The organism is Carboxylicivirga longa (assembly GCF_050589825.1).
GTDB classification, from domain to species: domain Bacteria; phylum Bacteroidota; class Bacteroidia; order Bacteroidales; family Marinilabiliaceae; genus Carboxylicivirga; species Carboxylicivirga longa.
In genome coordinates this window covers 38799-63283 of the sequence record NZ_JBNGOZ010000011.1, presented here as the reverse complement: position 1 = coordinate 63283, position 24485 = coordinate 38799, and the positions used below count along the sequence as shown (strand labels likewise).

At 43.1% G+C, this 24485-nt stretch carries 15 protein-coding genes and 1 tRNA gene; 8 read left to right on the top strand and 8 right to left on the bottom strand.

Features of this window, described 5'->3' with window-relative positions; translation table 11 throughout:
• Position 1: 1 nt before the first annotated feature.
• A tRNA-Val gene (locus ACRD7A_RS11080) sits at positions 2-76 on the top strand.
• Between the two features lie 67 nt (positions 77-143).
• On the opposite strand, the gene ACRD7A_RS11075 is transcribed toward ACRD7A_RS11080, so the two are convergent.
• Both ACRD7A_RS11075 and ACRD7A_RS11070 read right to left on the bottom strand, forming a co-directional pair.
• Positions 144-2123, bottom strand: a complete 1980-nt coding sequence (locus tag ACRD7A_RS11075) for a cohesin domain-containing protein (RefSeq protein ID WP_430812482.1) — start codon at positions 2121-2123, stop codon at positions 144-146.
• Complete coding sequence (locus ACRD7A_RS11070; RefSeq protein WP_430812481.1) at positions 2120-7984, bottom strand: right-handed parallel beta-helix repeat-containing protein; 5865 nt, start codon at positions 7982-7984, stop codon at positions 2120-2122. Before ACRD7A_RS11070 ends, ACRD7A_RS11075 begins: the two co-directional genes overlap by 4 nt.
• Positions 7985-8275: 291 nt before the next feature.
• On the opposite strand from ACRD7A_RS11070, the gene ACRD7A_RS11065 reads away from it, so the two are divergent.
• The gene (locus tag ACRD7A_RS11065) at positions 8276-9160 is read left to right on the top strand and encodes a DNA/RNA non-specific endonuclease (protein WP_430812480.1); all 885 of its coding nucleotides are present in this window, start codon (positions 8276-8278) and stop codon (positions 9158-9160) included.
• 64 nt (positions 9161-9224) lie between these two features.
• The gene (gene ettA, locus ACRD7A_RS11060; protein WP_430812479.1) at positions 9225-10910 is read left to right on the top strand and encodes an energy-dependent translational throttle protein EttA; all 1686 of its coding nucleotides are present in this window, start codon (positions 9225-9227) and stop codon (positions 10908-10910) included.
• 35 nt (positions 10911-10945) lie between these two features.
• Here the strand turns inward: ettA and ACRD7A_RS11055 are convergent, their stop codons facing one another.
• Entirely contained in the window at positions 10946-12052 is a 1107-nt protein-coding gene (locus ACRD7A_RS11055) for an adenylate/guanylate cyclase domain-containing protein (RefSeq protein WP_430812478.1), read from the bottom strand.
• 431 nt (positions 12053-12483) lie between these two features.
• Between ACRD7A_RS11055 and ACRD7A_RS11050 the strand changes: the two genes are divergently transcribed.
• Positions 12484-13146 (top strand): helix-turn-helix transcriptional regulator, encoded by a 663-nt coding sequence (locus ACRD7A_RS11050; protein WP_430812477.1) that lies wholly within the window; start codon positions 12484-12486, stop codon positions 13144-13146.
• Positions 13147-13303: 157 nt separating this feature from the next.
• Here ACRD7A_RS11050 and ACRD7A_RS11045 read toward each other — a convergent pair whose 3' ends face one another.
• From ACRD7A_RS11045 to ACRD7A_RS11025, 5 genes are all read right to left on the bottom strand, one after another.
• Positions 13304-13483 (bottom strand): hypothetical protein, encoded by a 180-nt coding sequence (locus ACRD7A_RS11045; protein WP_430812476.1) that lies wholly within the window; start codon positions 13481-13483, stop codon positions 13304-13306.
• A 325-nt stretch (positions 13484-13808) separates the two neighbouring features.
• The gene (locus ACRD7A_RS11040; RefSeq protein ID WP_430812475.1) at positions 13809-14939 is read right to left on the bottom strand and encodes an FMN-binding protein; all 1131 of its coding nucleotides are present in this window, start codon (positions 14937-14939) and stop codon (positions 13809-13811) included.
• A 73-nt stretch (positions 14940-15012) separates the two neighbouring features.
• On the bottom strand, positions 15013-15309 hold the full coding sequence (locus tag ACRD7A_RS11035; protein WP_430812474.1) for a hypothetical protein: 297 nt from the start codon (positions 15307-15309) through the stop codon (positions 15013-15015).
• Positions 15310-15369: 60 nt separating this feature from the next.
• The gene (locus tag ACRD7A_RS11030) at positions 15370-16851 is read right to left on the bottom strand and encodes a reductive dehalogenase (protein ID WP_430812473.1); all 1482 of its coding nucleotides are present in this window, start codon (positions 16849-16851) and stop codon (positions 15370-15372) included.
• 196 nt (positions 16852-17047) lie between these two features.
• Positions 17048-18148 carry a helix-turn-helix domain-containing protein gene (locus tag ACRD7A_RS11025; protein WP_430812472.1) on the bottom strand — a complete coding sequence of 367 codons (1101 nt, stop codon included), beginning with the start codon at positions 18146-18148 and terminating at the stop codon, positions 17048-17050.
• 225 nt (positions 18149-18373) lie between these two features.
• On the opposite strand from ACRD7A_RS11025, the gene ACRD7A_RS11020 reads away from it, so the two are divergent.
• The 4 genes from ACRD7A_RS11020 to ychF all read left to right on the top strand — a co-directional run bounded on the left by ACRD7A_RS11020 (position 18374) and on the right by ychF (position 24336).
• Positions 18374-19489, top strand: coding sequence for a methyl-accepting chemotaxis protein (locus ACRD7A_RS11020; RefSeq protein WP_430812471.1), 1116 nt, complete (start codon positions 18374-18376; stop codon positions 19487-19489).
• 188 nt (positions 19490-19677) lie between these two features.
• Positions 19678-21042, top strand: coding sequence for a histidine--tRNA ligase (gene hisS, locus ACRD7A_RS11015; RefSeq protein ID WP_430812470.1), 1365 nt, complete (start codon positions 19678-19680; stop codon positions 21040-21042).
• Positions 21043-21378: 336 nt separating this feature from the next.
• Entirely contained in the window at positions 21379-22884 is a 1506-nt protein-coding gene (gene hutH, locus ACRD7A_RS11010; protein WP_430812469.1) for a histidine ammonia-lyase, read from the top strand.
• A 351-nt stretch (positions 22885-23235) separates the two neighbouring features.
• Complete coding sequence (gene ychF, locus ACRD7A_RS11005) at positions 23236-24336, top strand: redox-regulated ATPase YchF (protein WP_430812468.1); 1101 nt, start codon at positions 23236-23238, stop codon at positions 24334-24336.
• The last annotated feature ends 149 nt before the right edge of the window (positions 24337-24485 follow it).

Genomic DNA, 24485 nt, shown 5'->3' with positions numbered 1-24485 from the left:
AGGGCGATTAGCTCAGTTGGTTTAGAGCACTTGGTTTACACCCAAGGGGTCGGGGGTTCGACTCCCTCATCGCCCACAGAAAGAGGAGAAATTCATTTGAGTTTCTCCTCTTTTTGGTTTACCACCATTTCTTTCGATCTAAATTAGAATCTAACTTTCACATAGCGGTCAATTTTGCCATCAAATTTGAGAATATAGATTCCCTTTTTATACGAATTTGTAAAGAAATCATATTGGGAACCCTCAGACCTGACCATCTCTATTTGTTGTCCGGTCATGGCATACAGTGAAATATATCGACAATCATCCGGTAAATTAATAACCCGCACAATACCGGGCAGATAAACAACCTTTATCCCATCTTGTCCGGGTTGGTTGACTGCCGTTGGCTCTCCAATTTCAATTGCTCCACTTATGATATTGAGTCGCGGTCTTCCTTCGTTTACCATCATATCTGTCAGATTAACCGGGATCACCTGCCCTACCGGCAAACCTTCTGCCAAAGTTACATCCAGTGAAAGCATGGTAACATCACCAGCCACGCCGGTAACCCCGGCTCCGGCAAACTGAAAATGATCACCCTGCAACCTATCGGAAAAAGCCCAGGATTCGGTGGCCGTTCCATCGTTGCTTACCGCCATGTCGAGAATTTTTGTATCATCAAAATCGATTGTTCCCGAAAGGCTAACCACAGGACTCATTGCTACATCCGAAAGAAGGTAAACCGGCAATAGAGCCGTATTTTCATTTGCCGGCACGATGATATTGCCCAGGTCAATACTGCCATCATAAAGATCGATGGTTCCGGATTGTCCCAACGATCCACGCGGATCTGTTACAAACAGCATCACCTGACCTCCTGCTAAAGCCGTTAATATGCCATCCTGATTAATACTGGCGAGAGAAGGATCAGAGACGGACCAGTTATAGGGTGGCACCCCGCCACTCACATTGAAATCCATAGACTGACCAAGAAGAAGCTGAGCTGTTGAAGGTGTAACGTTAAGCCCCGGCAGACTGATTATGGAGAAATAACCCCTGTCGATTTTTGCTTTGAGTGACTCATTAAACAATGCATCGAGCACATCAATCCAACCGGCTCCGGAAGAACGATCGGCCACACGAAAACGAATATAAAAGAGAGGACCATCACCCATCAGGCTTATTGCCGAGGCAAAGCTCACACTCAGCACACCACTTGCACTCAGGTTTGCCGATCGTGTGCTCACACCCTCGAGTATACTGCCTGCATAAAGTACCTCATCAGCCGTTAAAATGCTGCTGTTATAGCCTAGGCTCACCTCGCCACTCACCACATCATAATCATCGAGCAAGGAAATATTCACAGGAATAACAACTTCATTATTCTGATAGTAAGAAGTATCCCTTATGGTTATAAGGAAAGGCACCACTTCAACATAGGCATCGGCTGTATCGGTCACACCAAGCGCATCAGTAGCGATAACCCTTATCAGGCCGGGAGATACTCCTGTAATCAGTCCTGAAGGACTGATTACAGCCACCGAAGGATCGGTGGTAGCCCAGCTGTATGGTGCTGCGCCGTGAGAGACATTATATTGAAGCGTTTCGCCGACTACAACAACACCCCCGTTGGGCGAAAAATTAAGATACGGCAAGGGGCTGATTGAAACACGCCCGTTGGTGAGGTATAAAGCAATACTCCCCTCGTTAAACAATGTTTCTTCTCCTACCTTGAAATTCAGATATGCCGTACCCGCTTGTTTTAAGCGAAAGTGCAAATAAGCCAATACTCCCGTGCCTGATAAAGGGATCACCCCGGCATTGCTAAAGGACACCCGGCCCTGCTGTGCAATATTATAAACGGGCGTACCCCATGATTCCGACATGGTTCCGTCAAATGTTGGATCCAGTGCCTCAAGCAAGCTGGAATTATAATCAACAGCCACCTGAAAAGCCAGTACATCAAGGGATGTAAGCGATGTGTCAACATAAACAGGCACCTCAACAACATCACCCACAACACCCGTTACATGGGCAATCCGCAGACCTATGTCAGCCCTGACTGATCCAAAAAACATCAGCCACACTGACATGGTAAACAGATAATACCTGAGATCACGTATGTTTACCTGCTTAATCATTTGAACACAACTTTTTGAGTGAATAACTGATCATCAACCATTAACTTGATAATGACAACACCATGGTAAGTGTCCAAATCAGAAGCGCTGTAATGATAACGTCCACTATTAAGAGCACCTGTAAACAATGTTGTTATCAGGGTTCCATCAGGTGCATAAGCCGATATGCTGACCTGACTATCATCATCCGCCACATCGTAGTAAAACTCAATAAAGCCATCACTTGGATTTGGATAAATTGGGTGAAGAGCAGCTTTATCAATTTCAATTTCATCCAATAGCGTGTTGATTGGCAGAACAACCAAACCCTCTTTGCTGTTGCCGATAAAGTTCTGCTCATTAACAAGCAGTTCCTCAAATCCAATAAGCGTTTCGGCAGCCGAGTTTGTAACTACTTCAAAGTCGAAAAGAGCCAGCAATCCATCTCCACCGGCGCTTTCGGACCAGGCAAAGGCCAAATCAACCGTGCCCTCATCATTGTTAATACTATAGGACATCAATGTATTCATATCCCCTTCGTTCACCTGCTTAAGTTGCAATATTTCCGGGTTAAAATACAGGGTAATATCAGCCCCTAATAATCCATTGGCATTACTAAGCTTTAAGCGACTGGTGAATTCATTTTCTTCCGGATAACAATCATCCAGACTAAAGAAAGCAGTTACATCAACATTAGTCTCCCCGGAGCTCTTAAGCACTTCGGCAGGAAAACTGGAAATAATACCAGATACATATTGCAATACCAGCGATGCATCATAGGCCGTAATACCGGCCGCACCCGATACATCAGCAACCGATTGCTGAAGATCGCTAAGCGTGATAACACTTGCCGCATGCTGCAATATCAGCGAAGCATCGTAAGCCTGAATATGACCATTGAGACTAACATCTCCCATCAAAGGATTCGTAAAACCACCGCTAGTAAAATCAGAATAATCTACCCTATCGGTAACGGCATCACCTGTGCCACCGGGGTTAGAAGCATGGGTAGGACCGGTATTGCTACCCCAATAATTATAGCGTGCATCAATAATATAAGCCTGATCTACATTCTGAACGCCGAAATAAGTATTTCCATATAAATCGCAATGATTGATCACCGGATTAGAAGCGCCTGCTGCCCTTACGCCATTAGCATTGTAAGTCAGACTGGAATTGGTAATTAACGGACTGGCTTTGTCCATAGCCACAGCTGCTTCTGCTGAAGAATAACCGGCATAACGGATCACGCAATGATCGAGTCGACATGAATCATCATAGGCTTCGTCGGTAAAGAGAATACCATCCCAGTTATAGTAGTTATTACTATAAGCGTAGGGTCCATTGGAATCGGTGTCACCGCCAAAAAAATCGTCTTTTATATCGGTAAAGACAATCACACTATCGGCCGTAGCGCCACCTTCCGCAATCAGCCCACGTTTAACGGTGAGCCTGGCACCCTGATGAAACTTACAAATCACACCCGGATCGATAGACAAGTTGACACTGGTACCAATTGAATAATCGCCCGAGAAATAATAAGGTATATTTCTGACGCCGGCAAAATTATTTTTTCGAAGCGTGACATCCTGCACCAGCTCCTCATTGGCCAATATACCGATGGCCTTATAGGTGGTTCCACTGATAACATTATTCACGGTATCGCGGGGAAATGACACCAGTGAAATAACCATGGGGGCATAAGTCAAATCGTTAAAAGTACTATGGGTAAGCGCCGGGGTTGAAACACCCCTCAGTTCAACTCCCCAGGTGCAGTTTTCAAACAGGGTAGCGCTAATATCAGGCGCTGCCTGCTGCATGTTAATTCCACTTCTGGCATAACGGAATATGGCATTCTCTACAGAACATGAATCATCGTTTGAGATATCCTGATAGGTAATTACGGGCACATTTCGTATAACAGGGCTATCAGCCTCACCATTATCGTTGGTATCTTCCGGGTTACCATAGGCATCATCCTTCAGATCGGTGAACACAACCGGATTGCCGGGCTCACCATTCACCTGAAGCGCTCCTTCTACATTGAAGGCTGATCGTCCATTGGTCTTAAATATCGTTCCGGCAGGTATTACGATGTTGGTTCCTGAATTCACCGTAAGCGTATTGTAAATAAAATAGGTGATATCCTCTATACCCCCAAAATCGCGTTGTGGGATGGTGTCATCCAGGGAATAGGTTTCCTGGGCTACACCTATGGCAACAATACCCAGATTAGAAACGCCATTATTTTCAAATTCCGGCTTGGCAAACATGCTGATAATAACCGGTGTTTCATCAATATTATTAAACTGTGAGTTGGTAACAACAGCATTGGAGCTTCCAAAGATTCCAATACCTCCGTAGCGACTATGTTCAACCTGAACACTATCCACCTCAACAAAGGCATCGAAGATATCCACCATACTCCTGTTTTTCCCGTAATTAGAGTAAGTATAAGCACCATAATTCAAGATACAGTTGTTCAGAAGATTAAATTCCTCCAGGGCAGAAGCATTAAAAACAATACGTTGCCAGTCATTTTTCTGTGGGTTTGATTCTACCCCATCATCATTCGTATCCCCACCTTTGGAGTCATCTTTAATGGATGTAAAAACAATCTTCTCCTCAGGGGTACCATTGGCAGTCAGTGCCCCGTCAACGGTTATACCACTGTAGTAATTCCGAAATTTAACAACCACACCCGGCTCAATATTTAGAATAGCATTTTCGCCAATGGTTAAACGGTCGATGATATAAGCGATATTATAAATGCCTCCCACATCCTGCTTAGCCAATTCGGCAGAGCTGGACAGATTACCCTCCAGGATAAAAATTCCGTTACTGCCATTTCCATTCGAGGCAATATCGGGCGAAGTAAAAGACATATCCGGCAATGCCAATAGAGACTGTGCTATGGGGTCAAGACGACAATTCTGAATGATAACACGGTCAGACCAATTGGGAGTAGACACTCCATCGCACCTCAAACCATAATAATAAGAGTCACTAATTAGGCTGGCAGCTATTGATCCCCCGGCATCAACCCAAGTAACTACTCCGTAGTTATTCCCACCACCATACAATAAACGTGTATAGATAATATTGTTATAATCATCATCTGCCGTTCCTGTATAACGAAGTGTTGACCAATCACCAGCAGAGGGACTTTCTGCATCACCGTCATTCTTGGTATCCTGCGGCACTCCATAATTATCATCCTTGATGGATGTAAAGGTAATGGAGTCGTTATCCAAGCCTGAGCATTTAAAGCCACCACCAACCGTAATGGCTTTATTCTGGTTAAATTTCAAGATAATACCCGGTTTAACCTCAACCTGAGTACCGGAATTAATCGTTAAATTATCCAAAAGAACATAGGAGATGTTTTCATAACCGGCCAAAGTATCTTTATCAAGGGTGGCATCAAAACCCAGTTTTTCACCAATAATACCAATGGCTGTCCAGCCCGGATTAACAAATGTATTGCCCGCGTATTGTGGCATGGCATTGAGCGATTGCGCCACCGGTGTATAGCTTGTGTTAACAAATTCATTATTCAACACCTCAGGATGAGATGCCTGAAAAGCATATATCCCGTAGTGACAATCTTTGATAATATTATTAGTAATCAGAGGACTGGCATTTTCCAGTGTCACCTCACCACCGCTAATATATTGCGTATTATAATAACGCCCGGGCATGGATCCATATTGCAAGCGGGTATAATTAAGAACACAACGCTCGTCATCGCTGGTATTTTCAAAAACAATACCCCCCCAATTGCCAATAGCAGGATCTGTTTGCGAACCGTCTTTATTGGTATCCGTTGGGTTACCAAAGGTGTCGTCGTAAACAGAAGTAAAAGTAATGCGGTTATCATTATCCTGCCCATCGGCAATTAATGTCCCCTCTACAATAAACAAATGATATTGGCTCCTGCCTTTAATTACCACTCCCGGATCAATCGTAAGCGTGATTGCCTCGGGTATGGTAACTGCGCCCAGCAATAGATAGGTAACATTAGGTATACCGGTCACATCGCGCTGAGGCAAAGTGGCACTCGCCACCATCGTACTGCTAATTATACCAATGGCATCATATTCATTATCTGAAAAAGAGAAAGTGTTATCGGTAAAGTCAGGGGTAGCATCAAGTGTTAAGGCAAAAGGCACCAGCGAAGATGATCCAATGGTGTTATACCTGAAGCTCGGACTGGAATCAAATTCGATATAGGCACCAATGTAATTATTTTCGAAATTACAATTCTCGATAGTTGGTGAAGAATTTTGCACCCACACAGGGGCACGGTTGCCCCTACCCCCAAATGAAAAGTCAGCATTGGTAATACTACACTGAGCATCATCACTACCATCTTCGAACCGGATGGAACCCCAGTTTCCGGCAGCCGGCGGAGTGGCAGCGCCATCATTATTGGTGTCTCCTCCCAGATTATCGTTTTGATAAGATGTAAAATAAATAATATCATCCTCCGAACCATTGGCTTTCAAGATGCCCCGGACGTAAATATTGCTATTATTGAATTTTATAACATTACCTGCAAGAATATTTAGGGCAGCCGGCGACTGCACATATAGGTTTCCATTGATGACATATGGCACGTTCAAGGTATCAAGCGTCATCGTTTCATTGAGGTATCCGAAATTCACATAGGCTCCGTTGAAGGTATTGTCAGCAATATCAACATTGCTATGAGAAAAGGTCAAATCGGATGCGCTGTGATAAACAATCGGCCAGCGACAATCGTTTATTTGTCCACTTTCAAAATGCGTATTACCTCCATTATTTAAGCGCAAACCAACATTAGTCGATTCCCTTATTACACAATCATCGGCAAGGGTAATAGAGCCTCCGTTATTATAAAGGCTGCTGTAATTAATGTTATAAGTAGAGCTATATCCACCATATTCAATGGTGGTGGCATTGAACACAGCCACGCCTCCTGCCGGAACATAAATATCGTCCCAATTACCCGGGGCAGCAATCGTAGATGTACCATCATTATTGGTATCACCACCCCTTCCATCATTTTGATAGGAAGTAATATAAACCCTTTCCGAAAGTGAACCTTCAGTAATAAAGGTTCCATTTACGTTTACACTCGGGCCATTGATTTTAATGATATTACCCGCTCTTACAGTCAATGTTGATCCTGACTGAATCGTTAGTTCTTCATTAAAAACATAAGGCACAGGTAGTGTATCTAAAGTCATATCGCTGTCCACAGAAGCAAAATTCACATAGGCCCCGTTAAAAGTATTGCCCAAAATATCTACCGCAGCAAGGTTGCAAATTAAACTGGCCACACTACCATATACAACAGGCCAGCGACAGGCCGTAATTTGGGCACCTTCGATTTGTACAACACCGTCATTCCCAATTTCCAAACCACTATTGTTAGAATCTTTAATTATACAATTATCAGCAACAGTAATTAGCCCCCCACTGCTACTCAAACAACTGTACGCAATGTTATAGGAAGAACTATACCCTCCATATTCAATCGTGGTAGCATTGAAGGACGCTGAGCCACCGGTGCGCACATTAATTTCATTCCAGTCGCCTTTAGCTCGACTACCGGGCGACTTCCGCGACGTGATAAGGACACGATTACCCAATGTCCCGTTGGCGATCAAATCACCATCTACTATTATGCTTGTATTCGACTCAATCCATACCTCTACGCCGGGGTCAATCGTTAATGATCCGGAAGAAGTAATCTGCAGGTTTGAAATAACCTCGTAAGGAGATCCATCAACAGTCCACGTTGAATCTGTTGAAATAAAGCCCGACACCAGAGTTTGAGCAAACAAACCCATCGTCAAGCCCATTAAAAAAACGACTAGAGTAAAGATCTTTTTCATTTTGCTGAGTATTTGTGCTATCATTTATCATATTCATAAATGTAAATTCTCAGGCGGGATGACAACTTAATTTACACGCAGACCTAAGTACTGTCAATGGCATCTACCCATTTTTAAAGCTCACAAAACAGCTAATTGGCAGAAAGGACCTTAACAGTGATCAAAGAACAACATACGAACGTGAATGCAAATATTTTGTAGATGGAGTCGTTTGTGAGTGCCATCAATTCCGGAGAAACAGATAAATATTACTTTTGCCTCTTCCTATTTATTTACAAACCTCTATTAAAAATGCATCCGATAAAATTCATTCTCACAATCGCCTTTGTGCTCTTTGCTGCGACATCTCATGGCGAAGGACTTGCCCCCAGCTCCACCACCGGACAGGTAATTAAACACAACTATTACTCCCTTTCCTATTCTGAGGCCGATGAACAGCCTGAGTGGGTTTATTACACCATTAGCAAGGCAAGCCTGGCAGGCAGTGAAGCCCGTACGGATAACTTCCGTCCCGACCCAAAGGTAACAAGCGGTTCGGCTACCCTATCGGACTACAAAGGGTCGGGCTTCGATCGCGGCCATCTCGCACCTGCCGGTTCCATGAAGCACAGCAGAACAGCCATGTCCGAATCGTTCTACCTATCCAATATGTCGCCACAACTACCCGCTTTTAACCGGGGCATCTGGAAAAACCTGGAGTCACTGGTCCGCGACTGGGCCCGAAACTCCGAGGAGATACACGTTGTTACAGGTCCCATCCTAAATACTAAAAAAGCGAGCATAGGTGCCAATAAAGTAAGCGTACCCGGCCATTATTACAAAATAGTGTACGACCCCACGGGCGCAGAAAAGATGATCGCCCTGATTCTGCCGAATGAAGCCTGCAAAGAACCTTTACAAAACTACGTGGTGAGTGTTGACAAGGTAGAATCGCTCACAGGCATTGATTTTTTTGCCTCGATGAATGATGATAAAGAGGCACGGCTGGAAGCACATTCCGATATTTCGGCCTGGAAATTTACACCACACAGCAAAGCACCCACACACCAAAAAACAACGAGCTCTTTAAGCGGACAATGTCGTGGCACCACCCAATCAACGGGTCAACGATGCCGCAATAAAACCAGTAATACCAACGGTTATTGCCATCACCATCAGGGCCAGGCAAGACACTAACGACAAAGAAGCATACAAATCGTTTTGTATTCACTACTTTTGCAAAAACACAAATAACAATAACATGTCTGACGATAAAAAAATCATATTCAGCATGGTGGGCGTCAGCAAGACGTTTCCACCCCAAAAAAAAGTATTAAATAATATTTACCTGTCGTTTTTCTACGGTGCCAAAATTGGTATCATCGGATTGAACGGATCGGGTAAATCAACGCTTCTTAAGATCATTGCCGGCGTTGAAAAGAACTATCAGGGCGATGTGGTATTCTCACCCGGTTATTCAGTGGGTTACCTCGAGCAGGAACCTCAATTAGATGAAAATAAGACCGTTCGTCAGGTGGTTGAGGAAGGCGTTCAGGAAGTTGTTGACACCCTGAAAGCTTACGAGGCCTGCAACGAAAAATTTGGCGACCCTGCGGTACTGGAAGATCCGGATAAGATGCAGGCGGTGATGGATGAGCAGGCCAAGCTACAGGAACTCATTGACCAGCACGATGCCTGGAACCTGGATACCAAACTTAACCGTGCCATGGATGCCTTGCGCTGCCCGCCTGAAGACCAGCCCATCAAAGTACTATCGGGTGGTGAGCGACGACGCGTAGCCCTGTGCCGCCTCCTACTGCAAGAACCCGACATCCTGCTGCTGGATGAGCCCACCAACCACCTTGACGCCGAATCAGTACAGTGGCTGGAGCAACACCTGCAACAATATAAAGGTACCGTTATTGGCATTACCCACGACCGTTACTTCCTCGATAACGTAGCCGGATGGATACTGGAGCTGGATCGCGGCGAAGGGATTCCCTGGGAGGGCAATTACTCATCGTGGCTTGATCAGAAGACCAAACGCATGGCCAATGAGGAAAAACAGGCATCAAAGCGCCGTAAGACGCTGGAGCGAGAGCTGGAGTGGGTGCGCATGGCGCCCAAGGCCCGTCATGCCAAAAACAAGGCACGACTCAATGCTTATGACAGCCTGATGAAGGAAGATGTAAAGGAAAAAGAAGAAAAGCTGGAGATCTTTATTCCCAACGGTCCCCGCCTGGGCGATAAGGTTATTGAAGCCCACGGCGTAGCTAAAGGATACGACGAAAAGCTACTTTTTGAAAACCTGGAGTTTATGCTTCCCAAAAATGGCATTGTGGGAGTGATCGGTCCTAACGGTGCCGGTAAAACAACGCTTTTCAGGCTCATTATGGGATTGGAAAAGGCCGATGCCGGCACCTTTGAAGTAGGCGAAACAGTAAAGGTTGCCTATGTGGACCAATCGCATGATGACATCGTACCCGGAAAAACTGTTTACGAAGTAATTTCACAAGGCGATGAACTGCTGCGCATGGGCAACAAAGAAATAAATGCCCGTGCCTACCTGTCGCGTTTTAACTTTGCGGGTAACGACCAACAGAAAAAATGTGAAGTACTGTCGGGTGGTGAGCGCAACCGACTTCACCTGGCCATGGCACTAAAGGAAGAAGGTAACGTATTGCTGTTAGATGAGCCTACCAACGATATTGATGTTAACACCCTGCGTGCTTTGGAAGAGGGCTTGGAGGATTTTGCGGGCTGTGCCGTTGTTATCTCTCACGACCGCTGGTTCCTCGATCGGGTGGCTACACATATACTCGCGTTTGAAGGAGAGTCGAATGTTTACTTCTTCGAAGGCTCTTATTCTGAATACGAAGAAAACAAAAAGCGTCGCCTGGGAGATACCACTCCAAAGCGCATCCGCTACAAGAAACTAATTAAATAATTGACCTGCATTTTAAGCTAAAAGCCGAAATCAGGTTATTGCTGTAAAGAGGGGGATGGCTGCAGATCATCCTCCTCTTTTTTTATCTTCTCCAGAGGCTTATGAATGTAATACATAGGCATCACACCCTTTCCCTTGACCTTCCGGGGAACACGGGCAATGAGCTTATAAGCTACCGACAGGGGTTTGCTCAAACTCTCTGAGACATTAATCTGCATGGGCTCGCACATGGCCTGAAAGCGGGATGCCATATTCACCGTCTCGCCAAAAATATCAAAATTCAAATTACTCGTGCTCACCGAGCTGCCGATTATATCTCCACTGTAAAGACCAATCTTAACCTCCCACTGAACATTCTTTTGGGCATTGCGCTCCATCACATACTCGCGAATTTTAACGGCTGCCGATGCTGCCTCAACCTCAATATTGCCCGGTGTATAAAACATACCACATACGGCGATGTAGGCATCTCCCACTGTTTTTATACGGGTACAAAAATGCTGATTTATCACCCGATCAAATCCATCAAATAACTCGTTGAGCTCCCGTAGCAAGGTCGAGGGTGACATCTTACCAGTTTTTGGCGTAAAGTCAACCATGTCAACAAAAATAGCCACACAATCCTTATAACGCTTCGGAGGAATTGACCCGTACTCTTTTATCTGCATCAAAATAGGCAAGGGTAATATGGACTTTAAAATACGCTCATTTTCGTGATTGGCTAAGATCAGCTGATCGGCCTGATCCTTTAAGGCCTTAAAGTTGCTATAATTATTCAAGGCGGCCTCTACACGAGCTGCGAGCTCATCCTCATTAAGTGGTTTGCCAATAAAATCGATGGCTCCACCAGCAAAAGCACTTTTTATCTTTTCACTAAAGTCCACTCCCGAAATCAAAATAACTGGCAAATCTTTGGTCAATTCATTCTTTTTAAGCACCTGCAACACTTCATAACCATTCATACCCGGCATTTCCCAGTCCAGCAATATCAAATCGGGCTGATGACGTACAGCTTGTAAACAGGCCTCTTCGCCATGGCTGGCGGTGACAATATTTCGGAAAGGATGACTTTTGCTCAACATTACGGCAAGCAATTCAATCTCCAATGGTGAATCATCAACAATTAGTATAGTATTACCCATGCTTTATTCTAGTGGCTAGTGTTCAATAATTGATTCTACGGAGATGCAGCAGAAAGTTAATATCGAAGTGACCAAGAATAGGTGAACATTGACCAACCGGTCGTTTTAAGCAGCCAATGATAGTGAGCTATACAACAAAGGTTGCCTAAAAGAGAAAATCAAAAAAGGATAAAAGTAAACATATGGATGTGACTGCTTCGACTTAATGGTCGGGTGTGGTGTTAGGTTAAGAACATCCTTCTTATACAAAAAAAAGCTGTGCCTTTCAATTGGGGAACGAAGGCACAGCTTAACTTGTTTGAATCGGGAAACCATAAAGGATCTGTTGCAAAAGTAAGGCGCTTTGGGCTTGTGAGGAAAAAAAGCATGGGTATATTAGTGGCACTTTCCGTCTTTTTCCATTAGATTTGTTAGCAACGATTATTGATCATATGGAATACTTAAATACCACAATCAGAACAATCAAGGAAGGTGAGGCCATCATCATTGCCAAACTTGACGGTAAGATACTGTCCTGCAATAAGGAAGCGCTTGACTTATACAGGTGTGCATCTATTAAGGTATTTAGAGAACATAATGTTAGTGATCTGATGCCCGATGACTTCAAACCCTTTCACCCGGTGGTAATGACACCGGAGCATCTGAATTTAGGTGGCTTTAAGCTACATGTATCCCGACGACTCGATGGCGAGCTGTTTGCCTCCAGGTTATATACTCATTATCAAATTATAAACGGCAGCAAATACCTGATTGGACACGTGATTGAAGTGAAAGAAAACGTGGATATTGAAAAACTATGTTTGCAACAAAACATTCTTGTATTGGAGCGGGAATTGGAAGCCGAACGAAAGAAAAACAAGCAGGGCAGTTTCCAGCACATCAGCCACCATTTAGCCAAGAGCTATCCTTCATTAAGTCCCAATGATCTTAAGTTGTGCCATTTGCTTATGATCAACTACAGCACCAAACGCATCGCCGACGAATTAAATATCACTAAAGGCGGTGTTTTTGCGGCACGAAAACGCATCCGTAAAAAAATGAATCTTTCGCCGGACGATGATTTGCTGAAGGCACTTGTTGAGGCCGTTGATTAAAGTGATAAAGCATTCCTTATTAAATCCATAAGGCCCTGGCGCACTGCCAAAGCCTTATTTTTTGGTGCATAATAGCAAACGCTAAGTTTACAAAAACTACTCCATAAGCATTCTGAGATAAGGGGGCATCACTAAAAACCACCGACATCTTGCCTCATCATTTTCCGGGCTCCCAGAAGCAACGCTTGGGCGACACAATCTTTGCCTCAGCCTTTAGCTCTTTCATGGCTTTTTCAACGGCTTTACGCTCAAGGCCGCAAAGATCGACTATATCACCGGTACGAACGGGCTTACCCGCTTTTTTCATGGCTTCTAATACTACAGTTGTGTCTGACATTGGTCTTCTGTTTTTATCATTAGTAATTACACATTTCCCTATCATAGACAAAAATCAATGACGTATTGTTTTAGACACAGGCACTAAGTAGCGAATCCTAACAGGAGCAAATCTATTCCTTTAACTAAATCCTGAGCTTTACCTACTATAAACATTAGTATAAACGCCAAACATACTACATACAGCGCTATGGCAGCTATTGATCCTGATTTTGCTTTTTTAGTTGTCATCTAATTGCAGATTATTGAGGGTTATCTTTATTTACATGATTATTACAGTCATCATATTCTTATTTCCATTAACATGCGGCAAAATGCCCAAAGCATTACTTACCGGGTATTAAGCCTATAAAGAAAGTGCGTGTTTTATTAATCCATCGAAACATGCCACCTACAGGACAAAAGAAACGACAGAAAAAATTAGATACAAACAAGGCTCCGAGGAGAGCAGCCGGTAATATATACCATTGTATACCTACTCCATCAAGCGAAAACAACATGGCAAATGGCTCGTAGGAGGCAATGGACGGATTGCGCGACAAGAAAGTAAGCATAAGCGCCAGCCAAAGCAAGATATAAGGCGTTTGTGATAACCTTTTCATCACTTGTGGCTTTAGCTTAAGATTAATACCCGATATCTGGTGGAGCAGCATCTGAGTGGCTCCAAACGGACATATGGAATTGCAGTAAATGTTTTTACCATTGATAACAAGGATACTTATGGTCCCCAGTAACAGCAGCCACCACGACAGGTGTGTATGTATATCCGGAAAGTAGCCTAAAAATAAACGACCAAAATGTGTTAAAGACAGCGAGGCATTTAACACAAAGCCTATAAAAACAATGCCCAACCCCAGGTTGATTGTTCTGATTTTTCGAATGCGCTTGTACGATAAAAAAATACCTGTAATAAGTATCAAGGCAATAATGCCATCTAAATAAGAGAGCGACCATTGTTTAACAACCGGCGCTACTTCTATTTTAAACTGCTCTGAAGCAATGATATGAGCCGCCTTACGGGTGGCCTCATTAATCGCTCTTGAACTGATCGTAGCGCCTGTTACACCTTGTATATCCTCACCAAATACGAACGATGCCGAGGCCGGTTTGTCGGTAAACTGTTGGAAGAATTTATTACTGTGCAGCTTAGCTAAAAAGGAAGGAGTTTCAAAAGCCTGATAAACAATAGTTTCTTTAACCAAGGCAGTCGTATCGGTAATCACTACAATTTGCAAGGGGCCCCCATACCCCTGCGCCTCACCAAGAGCTAAATAACCAGCTAGTTCACCCTTTTTTAGTAAGGGATAAACACCATCATGCGCCTCCCCGAGGCTAAGCTTATGTGTTGATAAATAAGCCAGTCCATTCAACTCATTTTTGGTTTTATCGGCCCAAAGGCCAATAATAAAGGCAATCAGCAGACTAAAGTAAGCCAGTCCATTAATTATTTTCTTCATGGTTAATCGTCATTTCTTAAATGCGAAGTGGACAGCCAAAGCTGCCCACTGCCAATAGTATAATTAAAAGAAATTATTTGGTGTCCTTTTGTACATTTTTAAGCGCCAGTCGTCGCGCCAAAATGAGTAGCAATACCGAAGGAATACCAAAAATCAGCATGCCCATACTGGCAGCCCGCGGCTCTCCCTCTAATACGGAGCTAACCGACCAAGCAATGCAGAATAGCATCAGAAACAAGCCCAAAGCCAAGGCTAACCAGGTAGCAGCCTTAAACCTATATTGGCGGTTATAATAATAGGCCCCCATTATACTGGTCGCTGTAAGCATTCCCAGTGAAAAAAATAGCATCTCAATACCTGTGAATATCATAGTTTTTAATCTTTTAATGCATTGTAAATTCAGTAATTCTAACTACTACATTCTATCTGATTAGTGTCCGTTGTAGCTTTTACCTTTGGGACTATAAAACTTTTTAATGGCTGAAGGATCTTCTACATTACCGTAACCAAACATCTTGTCCATTTCGCGCATAAAATCATGCACAGGACCAGGCATTGCAGCCGTAATACTATCCACAAGACGGTGATGCCAGAAATCTGGCTTATTATAGGGACAAGAGGCCATACACATACCACAGTCATCACCTAATTCACCCCATAATTTGAAGCATTTCTTCGCATCTACATGGTATTTCTTAACCCCTTTCACATTGTACCAGGCATTATCCTTATTATCGTGAGTGGGATCAAACGACGGTTCTTTATCGTGCGATATCGCTTTGGTAGGACAAGCATCCGCACAACGCATACAGCTCTTACAAAAATCCATTACACCAAACGACTTAGGTTTATCATATTCAACAAACTCAAAGTCAGTATATACCTTTGCCAAACGAACACGTGGTCCGTATTTATAGGTTACCACCTGCCCGAGACGTGAATTCTCTCCAAGACCGGCAGCAATAGCGTAGGGCACACTTAAGCCCATATCGTTGCCAGCCGATACTGCGTTATAACCAAGATTCTTTAGGTACACGGCCAACTGATAAGGAACTTTCGCCATAGCCGAATAACCAGCTCCGGCAGCAGCACTACCAACATACGATGGCGATGCCGAAATACCTTCATAGTCCATTTCGAAAGCCAATACAATCACTGTTTTAGGCTCAAAAGGAAAATCGCTCCAGTCGCTTATAAATTTATCAGGTCCCCAAAATTTTAATTCTTCGAGTTGCTCCGGAGAAGGAGGCCCTAGCAATGGCTTACGCAAGAGGGGCGGAATAGGGTTTAAAAATTTACTATAGTCCCAACGCTTATCACGTCGGGTTATACCCACCAAGTCGGCACCAAAAAGACGAGCTGCCCGCTTAATATAGTCAGCTGCCTGCTGCTTATTGTCGAACTTATATTTTTTCTTTACTACATAATCATTGTCAAACAGAGCATAATGGGCTTTTTCGGAACGTTGTTCCCAGCTATTTACACCAAAATCACCAATGGTTGCCGGGCTTGGTCCTGCCGCATAGTTATTCATAGCCCAGGCGCCTGCCAACAATGCTTTGTCAGCCTGATTATAGCCAACCTTACTGTTATCATAGGCATAATTCATCTTTTTAATAAAGGCTTGACCATCGGCCACAATTTCGTCCTCTACATCCTCGCCAATGGCCTTTACGGCATCAACAAACATAGACCGTGCCTGCACATGATCCCAGTTGCGTGGAGGTTTATAATCAGCCCTCACCTCCACCGGAAAATCATCGTGAACCTTCACTAAATCACCGGTGATTTTTTTATCCAATTTATTGGCTGCCACTTTTTGCGGAATAGCACTTATTGCTGTGATACCAACTGCTGCCGAAACACCACCTAGCTTCAGAAAGTTTCGCCGGTTTGTTTTATTACTATCCATAATTCTCTGATTGTAGTTATACGTATTGATCCCAAAGAAATACGGATGGAAATTCTTATGCGCTTATTTACAGAATCAGGACGTCCGGTAATATTTTAGCACGTATAACCCTCACACTATAAATCAACTACCAAAAAACAGGAAAACCAGTATAAATAGCAGAACCAACACCTAAAACAGTAAAATCCCCTTTCAATTACACCGCCTTTAAGGTCTTAATATATTCAGAAGGCGTAGTGCCCGTAAACTTTTTAAAAGCAGCATTAAAAGTAGATTTAGAATTAAACCCGGATTCGAAAGCCAAAGCTAAAATTGTTAAGTTCCGCTTGTTAATATCTGAAGCCAATTTCTTAAATTCTTCTATCCGGTAATTATTAGTATAGTCATTGAAGGTTTGCTTGACAAGACCATTTAATATTTCGGAAATATTGGCGGCTGGCATCCCGCTTAACTCGGCGAGTTTGGCCAGATCAAAATCCGGATTAAGAAAAGGCTTTTGAGAAGTCATCAATTGATTTAAGCGGGTCAACTCATGCAGGGCCCTATCGTGACTCAATTTGGAGTTCTTATATTTCTTAAAACTTTTTAGCCCTGCTTCAGTTGGCTTATGGTTGATGGTTTTGGGTTCACTTATAACCGTATAACTAATGGCATAACTTAAAGCAATAAAAAACCAAAGGTTAATGGTATTCATTAACAATTGCGCATTGCTGACGAAAAAATGGATGTTGTTTTTGATAATCAATATCAAAAAATGAAGGACCATCATACCTAGAAGTAGCTTCACCATAGATACCCTTCCTTTATCAAACTGGAACAATTTAAAACCAACACCTTTTAATCGATAAAACTTTGATATGGATATAAAACTAATAATGGGGTAAAACAGATACAGGGCAATGCTGCAATTTTTTACCCAATACAAAAGTATCTCTCTTTCATAATCCGAACATTTTGTATAAATCCAATAAACAATAGAAATTAAAGCAAGAGGTATTAGGTGCAGCCAACTTTTTCTCGTGAATCGTATTTTTCCGTGTAATATCGATAAGGTATAAAAATAAATGATAGGCGGAGCTATTATACCGGGCAGAATAATAGAATAAGCCCAATTTGAGGTTGCTGAAAATACCTTATTGTAAAAAAAGAAATAATAGGTGTAATGAACAAATAAGTTAACCAACACCATTACCAACAAGAAATTAGGTAGCGATCTGTATTTTTTTTGCAATAAGATAAATATCAACCCAAGGGTTTGTATCCCACAAAAAACTATTAAATCTTTTAATTCTATCATCAGCTCTGAAACGGTTGCAATGCAAAGTTAGATAATTTGCAATAAAGTAATTCATCGGTATTGTGCGTGATGCGAATGTCATAATATGTGATGAAGTTGAAACCACACAATTTATACTGCATCTAATAATTAACAATTACATTATTTAACTAAAAGGGCATTTTTAATACTATTCTATTGGCTTAGTTTTGTACGCAATCAGGAAAGATAAAAACAATTTAAATTATGGAAGAATTACTGTTACAGATGCTTGTCAAAATTCTAGTTGGCACTCCTATCTTACTATTGGTAATCCGATTCCTTTTTAAGGGATCGATTGTAATGAACGTAGGCGTTGTTGTGATATGCCTAGTTATTTTCATTGCCGTAACTGTGCAGGTCACTATAACACTTAACGCCCATCCGGCTATTGAACCATTAATAGTTTTATTATTAGCATCGCTAGCTATGTTTTTAATAAATAGGGAATTAAAAAGGCCACTGACCGATATTGTAAAAAAAATCAAAATAATATCGACGGGTCGATTAGATATCAGAATTAATCATACTAACAAAGATAATGAGATTGCCAGCATTAATAACTCATTGGAATCGTTGATAGAACAATTAAACACTGTAATTACAAACGTTCATCAAACAGCTCAAATATTAGAGCAGTCCAGTCATAAAATGAGCAGCTCTTCGCAGCAACTTTCGCAAGGGGCAAATGAGCAGGCCAGCTCATTGGAAGAAGTTTCGGCAACAATGGAAGAAATAACTTCCAATATTGAAAATAATACAAATAATTCTCAACAAACAGAGCAAATATCACGAAAGGCGAATGAAAGTATTCGCGGAGTAGCCGATAAATCGAACTTAACCATAGAAGCCAATACAAATATTGCAAAAAACATATCAATCATATCAGAAATTTCGGTTCAGACTAATATTTTGGCTTTAAATGCCGCGGTTGAAGCAGCCAGAGCCGGTGAATATGGTAAAGGTTTTGCTGTGGTAGCTGCAGAGGTGAAAAAATTGGCCAATAATAGTCATATCGCGGCTGAAAAGATAAACACCATCGTATCTGAAGGGTTACAACTTTCTCAGGAAATGGGCATCGTGATGAATGATACCATCCCTGAAATTGAAAATACCCGAAAAATGGTGCAAGAAATTTCTGCTGCCAGCATGGAACAAAGCAAAGGGGTAGGACAGGTAAATTTCGCCATTCAAGAGTTAAATAGCCTTACCCAGCAAACCGCTTCTTCCAGCGAAGAATTAGCTGCAAGTGCAGAAGAATTATCCGAGCAAGCCGGGCAACTATTGGAAAGAATCTCGTTTTTTACGCTCGCAGAAAAGTAAAGTATATTTGGGGATAGAGAGGTATTATAACCTACCTCTCCCAAACTTTAAATATGGGCTCAAACCTGTCAGCGCTTTGGTTTTACCATGAGTGTTTATCGTTAATGGCATCTTTTTTATGCATTTTCGTATCTTTGCCCCGGTTTATTCAAACCTACTTAATACGAATAGCAAAACAATAGTTAGATATGGCTCAAAAACCAAGCATTCCAAAGGGAACCAGGGATTTTTCACCGGTAGAGATGGTGAAACGTAATTACATTTTCGATACGGTTAAAAGCGTATTTCAAAAGTATGGCTACCTGCCCATTGAAACACCAGCCATGGAAAACCTGAGCACGCTGCTTGGAAAATACGGTGAAGAAGGTGATAAGCTCTTATTCAAAATTCTTAATTCGGGCGATTATTTAAAGAAGGCAGATACCGGTCTGCTGGCTGAAAAAGCCTCCAACAAAGTAATATCACAAATAAGTGAAAAAGGCCTGCGCTACGATTTAACAGTGCCCTTTGCCCGCTTTGTGGTGCAGCACCAAAACGAAATTAGCTTTCCCTTTAAACGCTACCAGATACAGCCTGTATGGCGCGCCGATCGCCCCCAGAAAGGACGTTACCGCGAGTTTTTCCAATGCGATGTAGATGTGGTGGGCAGCAATTCACTCCTTAACGAGGTGGAGCTGATACAAATTGTTGATGAAGTGTATCGTTTGCTGAATATTAACGTGGTGCTGAAACTTAACAACCGCAAGATTCTCTCGGGCATTGCTGAAATCATCGATGCATCGGATAAGATTGTGGACATCACTGTGGCCATCGATAAACTGGATAAGATAGGCTTAGAAAAGGTTAACGAAGAGCTGGCCTCAAAAGGCTTATCGCAAGAGGCGATTGACACTATACAACCCATTATCATGCTAAGCGGTTCTAACCGTGATAAGGTAGCACAGCTGCGTGATGTTTTAGCCGCCTCAGAAATAGGAATGAAAGGTGTAGATGAGATTGAGGTTGTGCTTAATTACCTGGACACCCTGAAACTGGATTTAGAGGTGGAGCTGGACCTGACGCTTGCCCGCGGATTAAACTATTATACCGGAGCCATATTCGAGGTAAAAGCCAAAGATGTGGCCATAGGCAGCATCACCGGAGGTGGACGCTACGATGACCTAACAGGCATATTCGGACTGAAAGATGTATCAGGTGTAGGTATTTCTTTTGGTGCCGACCGCATCTATGATGTGATGAACCAGCTCGAACTATTTCCGGAAGCCGATGGTGCAAAGACACGCGCTATGTTTGTTAATTTTGGTGGCGAGGATGAACTTTATGCATTGGGTGTTCTTAATGAGGTACGCAAAGCGGGCATTAATGCCGAGCTCTTCCCCGATGCCGTTAAGATGAAGAAGCAAATGAACTATGCCAACAAAAAAGGAATACCTTATGTATTGCTGGCAGGCGAGGAAGAAAGACAAGCAAAGGTAGTAACGCTTAAGAATATGGAAAGTGGCGAGCAAAGCAAAGTAAGCGTTCCAGAATTGATTAAAGTCATCAGTATATAAATAAGAAATTATATATGTTTGCGGGGTAGGCATCTTATTGCTTACCCCGCTTTTTTATGGGTAGAATTCTAAAAAATAGAACCCACATTTTTATCTCCTTTGGTGGCGATATCCGCTGCCCCTGAGTGTAGCTGATACCTTTGCAATAATACAATATCGCATTGTTAATAGGTGATATAGCTCCATACGAATCTAATGCTGACTCAGACCTGATAACTAGCGAACTGTAATCTGCAGCTAATTGAAATAATGGCACAGTTAAAATCCTCGCCATCCAGAATAATCCAGTTTAAATATGCACCGCGCGCTAAGCACTTTGCACTATTTTTAAAATCCATGAAAAAAATATTTGAAATCTCCCCCGCTCCCCTCTCTTTTGAAATCATTGAAACCATTCTTACTGAGGGGTATCAACTAAAACTGTCGGAAGAATCAATCGCCCGTATTAAGCATTGCAAGCAGTATCTCGATAATAAAATAGCCCAGCATGACGGCCCCGTTTACGGTATCAACACAGGTTTTGGCTCCTTATGCAATATCTCCATTTCGTCTGCCGATCTAAGCAAACTGCAGGAGAACCTGGTGAAGAGTCACGCTTGTGGCATTGGTCGTGAAGTGCCACGCGATGTAGTGAAACTCATGCTGATGCTGAAGATACATGCCTTAAGCATTGGTAACTCAGGTGTGCAGGTACAGACGGTTCAACGCCTGTGCGATTTCTTTAACAACGGGGTGTACCCCATCGTATTTGAGCAAGGCTCACTGGGTGCATCGGGCGACCTGGCACCTTTAGCGCACTTATTCTTACCCCTCATTGGTGAAGGTGAAGTGCATTACAAAGGAGAACTGCGCAAGGCAGCCGATGTATTGGCCGAAAACAACTGGGAACCCATTAAACTGGGTGCTAAAGAGGGACTGGCCCTTTTGAATGGCACACAATTCATGAGCTCCCATGCTGTTTACACTTTGCTAAAAGCCTTCCGCCTGTCGAAGTATGCAGATATCATTGCCGCTGCTTCTCTGGATGCTTTCGATGGCCGCATAGAGCCTTTCTTTCCGCAGCTGCATGCTGTGCGTCCGCATCCCGGTCAGATTGAGACTGCCCGCAATATCAAAGCCATACTGGAAGGCAGTGAACTGATGAACCGCGAGAAAAAACACGTGCAAGATCCCTACTCCTTCCGCTGCGTGCCCCAGGTGCATGGAGCCATCAAGGATGCTATTAACTATGTTGCCAATGTGGTGCTAACCGAAATTAATTCAGTAACCGATAATCCCATGGTATTTCCCGAGGATGACATGATCGTTTCAGGCGGTAATTTCCACGGTGAACCCCTGGCACTGGCACTCGACTTTCTGTCAATTGCCATGAGTGAGATAGGCAGTATCTCAGAGCGACGCACCTACCGACTCATTGCAGGCGAGCGGGGTCTCCCCGAGTTCCTCGTGGCCAACCCCGGCCTCAACAGCGGTTTTATGATACCCCAATATTCAGCCGCTTCCATTGTGAGCCTTAACAAACAGATGGCTACCCCTTCATCGGTTGATAGCATTCCTTCGTCGAACGAGCAGGAAGACCATGTTAGCATGGGCGGAAATGCCGCCACTAAAGCACTTAAAATAGCCCAAAATGTGGAGCGTGTGCTGGCCATTGAGCTCTTTAACGCATCGCAGGCCATAGACTTCCGCAGGCCGGCCAAAACCTCCCCCTTCCTGGAAGATTTTCTGGCTCAATACCGCCAATACGTGGGCTTTGTAAAAGAAGATAAGATCATGTACAAAGAGATCGAGAAGAGTGTTCACTTCTTGCAACACGGTAAATTTGGTGAGTTTGGCGATTAAAATTTTGCGGATACCCCTGCTTAAACAACACGATAATCGCATTTGACAACATCATTATCCTCTCCACTAGGGGGTACTCCTCCTTTAAATGGAGGTGATGATCACAACCCCTTACCCTCCTGAATTTTAGCAGGGTGCCGATAGGCAGAGAGGTCTACTAAGAATTGAACGCATGGGCTTTGTTTAAAAGGATCGCATCTTTAAAACCCTTAAGGGAATGAGGATGCGATCCCTTTTTTTACAGCATGCTAATCATCTTAATACTTGATACTCACTTCTTGATACTTTTAGGTAAAAAACCACTACTTTTGCAGCTTCAAATAAAAAAGTAAATAACTAAGATATAGTATAATGGCATTACAGTGCGGAATCGTTGGGCTGCCCAACGTTGGAAAATCAACCCTATTCAATTGTTTGTCGAATGCCAAAGCGCAATCGGCCAATTTCCCATTTTGTACCATCGAGCCCAACGTGGGGGTTATCACCGTACCCGACGATCGTTTGGTAAAACTGGAGGAACTGATTAAACCACAGCGTGTGGTACCCACCACCGTTGAAATTGTGGACATTGCCGGCTTGGTAAAAGGCGCCAGTAAGGGCGAAGGACTGGGCAACAAATTTCTGGCGAATATCAGAGAAACCGATGCCATCATTCATGTATTGCGCTGCTTCGATGATGATAATGTAACCCATGTGGATGGGAGCATCGATCCTGTTCGCGATAAGGAAATCATCGACCTGGAGCTTCAATTCAAGGATTTAGAAACCGTTGAAGCGCGACTACAAAAAACTGAAAAAGCGGCTAAATCATCGAAGGATGTGGATGCCAAGAAGCTTGTAGAGGTACTGTATCGTTACAAGGAAGCCTTTGAAAATGGCAAATCGGCCCGTACGGTAGAACTTACAGAGCACGAAGAGAAAGTAACCAAAGATTTATACCTACTTACTAACAAACCGGTAATGTATGTGTGTAATGTGGACGAAGACTCGGTTATTGACGGTAACAAACACGTAGATGCGGTACGTGAAGCCGTGAAAGATGAGCATGCCGAAATATTACTGATTGCTGCCAAAACAGAGTCGGAGATTGCCGAACTAGAGACTTTTGAGGAGCGTCAGGAATTTCTGGAAGACCTGGGACTGAAAGAATCCGGCGTAGCAAAGCTTATCCGCTCGGCCTATCAGCTGCTTAATTTGCAAACTTATTTTACTGCCGGTGTAAAAGAGGTGCGCGCCTGGACTTTCCACAAGGGTTACGTGGCACCGCAGGCCGCCGGTGTTATACACTCCGACTTTGAAAAAGGATTTATCCGCGCCGAAGTAATCAAATACGAAACTTTTATCGAACTGGGCTCAGAGCAGGCTTGTAAAGAGGCCGGTAAGATGAGTGTTGAAGGAAAAGAATATGTAGTGCAGGATGGTGATATTATGCACTTCCGCTTCAATGTTTAATAAACAATAGAACGCGCATTTATTCGCTTATAGAAGTGAGAAAATAGAAATTAAGAAGCCCGGCAATTGTCGGGCTTTTGATTTTATTTATGTCTTTGGAGTTTGAAATTTAGCCAATGATTGGCTCTTCAAACAGCGATTCTTCAATT

Excerpts from the sequence above, each read along its gene's own strand:
- ychF (WP_430812468.1), top strand. The coding sequence starts at position 23,236 with ATGGCATTACAGTGCGGAATCGTTGGGCTGCCCAACGTTGGAAAATCA.
- ACRD7A_RS11070 (WP_430812481.1), bottom strand. The coding sequence starts at position 7,984 with ATGAAAAAGATCTTTACTCTAGTCGTTTTTTTAATGGGCTTGACGATG.
- ACRD7A_RS11075 (WP_430812482.1), bottom strand. The coding sequence starts at position 2,123 with ATGATTAAGCAGGTAAACATACGTGATCTCAGGTATTATCTGTTTACC.
- ACRD7A_RS11045 (WP_430812476.1), bottom strand. The coding sequence starts at position 13,483 with ATGTCAGACACAACTGTAGTATTAGAAGCCATGAAAAAAGCGGGTAAG.
- ettA (WP_430812479.1), top strand. The coding sequence starts at position 9,225 with ATGTCTGACGATAAAAAAATCATATTCAGCATGGTGGGCGTCAGCAAG.
- ACRD7A_RS11055 (WP_430812478.1), bottom strand. The coding sequence starts at position 12,052 with ATGGGTAATACTATACTAATTGTTGATGATTCACCATTGGAGATTGAA.
- hutH (WP_430812469.1), top strand. The coding sequence starts at position 21,379 with ATGAAAAAAATATTTGAAATCTCCCCCGCTCCCCTCTCTTTTGAAATC.
- ACRD7A_RS11025 (WP_430812472.1), bottom strand. The coding sequence starts at position 18,148 with ATGATAGAATTAAAAGATTTAATAGTTTTTTGTGGGATACAAACCCTT.
- hisS (WP_430812470.1), top strand. The coding sequence starts at position 19,678 with ATGGCTCAAAAACCAAGCATTCCAAAGGGAACCAGGGATTTTTCACCG.
- ACRD7A_RS11020 (WP_430812471.1), top strand. The coding sequence starts at position 18,374 with ATGGAAGAATTACTGTTACAGATGCTTGTCAAAATTCTAGTTGGCACT.
- ACRD7A_RS11035 (WP_430812474.1), bottom strand. The coding sequence starts at position 15,309 with ATGATATTCACAGGTATTGAGATGCTATTTTTTTCACTGGGAATGCTT.
- ACRD7A_RS11050 (WP_430812477.1), top strand. The coding sequence starts at position 12,484 with ATGGAATACTTAAATACCACAATCAGAACAATCAAGGAAGGTGAGGCC.
- ACRD7A_RS11040 (WP_430812475.1), bottom strand. The coding sequence starts at position 14,939 with ATGAAGAAAATAATTAATGGACTGGCTTACTTTAGTCTGCTGATTGCC.
- ACRD7A_RS11030 (WP_430812473.1), bottom strand. The coding sequence starts at position 16,851 with ATGGATAGTAATAAAACAAACCGGCGAAACTTTCTGAAGCTAGGTGGT.
- ACRD7A_RS11065 (WP_430812480.1), top strand. The coding sequence starts at position 8,276 with ATGCATCCGATAAAATTCATTCTCACAATCGCCTTTGTGCTCTTTGCT.